The organism is Candidatus Accumulibacter vicinus (assembly GCF_000584955.1).
GTDB classification, from domain to species: domain Bacteria; phylum Pseudomonadota; class Gammaproteobacteria; order Burkholderiales; family Rhodocyclaceae; genus Accumulibacter; species Accumulibacter vicinus.
The window spans coordinates 2,213-3,949 of sequence record NZ_JDSS02000050.1 but is presented as its reverse complement, the minus strand read 5'-3'; the positions used below and the strand labels follow the sequence as shown (position 1 = coordinate 3,949).

The window sequence follows — 1,737 nt, the reverse complement described above, 5'->3', positions numbered from 1 at the left end:
GGGCAATGTCACGAGCCAGCTCCTCGGACATCCTCTTAACGGTGAATGTATCACCGCTCGCAGCCAGAGCCGGTGCCGTGAGCACCCCGACCAATGCCAACGCTCCGATGAGCGTCAGATTTCGGCGCAGGAAAAGCTTTCTTTGTTTCAGTTGCATCTGTCAGTCCTCATTTTGTTGTTGACCCAACCAATGACAAACCTCATAAGCTGAAGCCTGGAACCCGGAGCATACCATTAGAAAGCGAGGTGTGGTAAAGCTCAAGGCTTAAGTAGGTCGGACTATTGATGTCCAATGCTTTGGCACGAACATCCCAACTACAGGTCTGGAAGACGGATAGGAAATTCAACCGCATGAGGCCAAGTATGGCACGAGTTTTGGGCCTCGAAACACGTTCGGCCAAGGAAGGTTGAGCGCTCGCTTGCCGCTCAATGGCAAGAGCTTGGGAGGCAGTATGCATTTGGGCCTGGCGCGCGCGCAGCTGCTTCCCCGCAGCGATGGATACCGCCGCTTCACTGGGTCACCAATTGACGCGCTGGTCTACCTCGTCGGGTTGAGCTGCCAGATCCCAATCCGGCTCGCCTTGCGCACCATCATCCACCGGCGCGTCGCAGCCCTCCCACAGCGGTGGCCCGCGTGCCGGGGTGATGTGCGGGGGGGCAGACTCCACCCCGATGTGGTTCAGGATGTGGCGGATTTCGGCGCTGTGGGTGATGAAGGCAATGATGCGCATCTGCCCACCGCACATGGGGCACAGCAGCGGAAATGCCTCGTAGATGCGGGCAATCAGCACCGCCCACAAGTAATGCGCCGCTCGCTTCGGGCGTGCTTCAGGTTCGGGTGTGGGTGTGGCCGCGTTGCCCGGCGCCGCCACCCCAGGTACGCCCGCGCCAGGTTGTGCAGTCTCCACCGTGGCTGGTTGCGACGCAGCAGGCTGAGCCAGCGCCGTTACCGCCGCTCTCAGCGGCGAGTTTGGTGCCAGCACACCAAAGTAGCGGTGCCGGTGGGTGCGTGGCGGTGGCACCAGCGCGGCGATGCGGTCGATCAGTTCCAGCGGTGTGAGGTGCAGCTCATCTGCCTTGGCACCACGCTTGTCACTGGTGGGCTCGCTGCGCTGTTTGGCACAGCGGTACACCAGTTTGCTTCCCTCTTTGCGTAGGCGCTCCATGGAAAACGGTGGACGCGCGCAATAGCGCAGCAGCCGCTCCAGCGCAGCGCGGTCGTGGGCTTCGATGCAGACACCGGCGTCCACCGAGAAGCCGCTGTGTTTGTAGCCCAGCATGTCTTTGGCGTCACAGTTCTCCAGCAGGCCCCGAGCAACGAAGGCGCGCAGGATGCGTTTTTGCAGTGTGGTCTGCACTGGGGCCACGGTAGCCGCATCGATGCCGGTGGCCGCGTGAAAGATGACACCCGGCGATGAGATTCGAGGGGTCGCATCAGCATCGCCCTCGCCCTCCACTTCCTCAAACACCCCGTCCACCACACAAACGTGGAAGTGGACGTGTTCATTGAGGCTGGAGCCGAATCGGTGAATGAAGGCGATGGCACCGATGTGCAGGCCTGCCTTGTCCATATGGGCCGCACCGGGGCTGTGGGTCTGCAGAGTTTGTGCGATCACCCGCAGAAAGATGCGCAGCACCATGCTCAGCACCGCTCCGTCGCGTTGCATGAAGTACCGCAACCTCTTGGGCACGGAGAGCACCCACTGGCGCACCGGCAGGCGGGGGAAAACGTGGGCG

Annotated in this window: 1 protein-coding gene; it reads right to left on the bottom strand. The window is 61.8% G+C overall.

Features of this window, described 5'->3' with window-relative positions; genetic code table 11:
* Positions 1-518: 518 nt before the first annotated feature.
* Positions 519-1,737, bottom strand: a 1,219-nt coding sequence (locus CAPSK01_RS19900) for an IS91-like element ISPps1 family transposase (RefSeq protein ID WP_273704161.1), incomplete at its 5' end; no start/stop codon positions are given.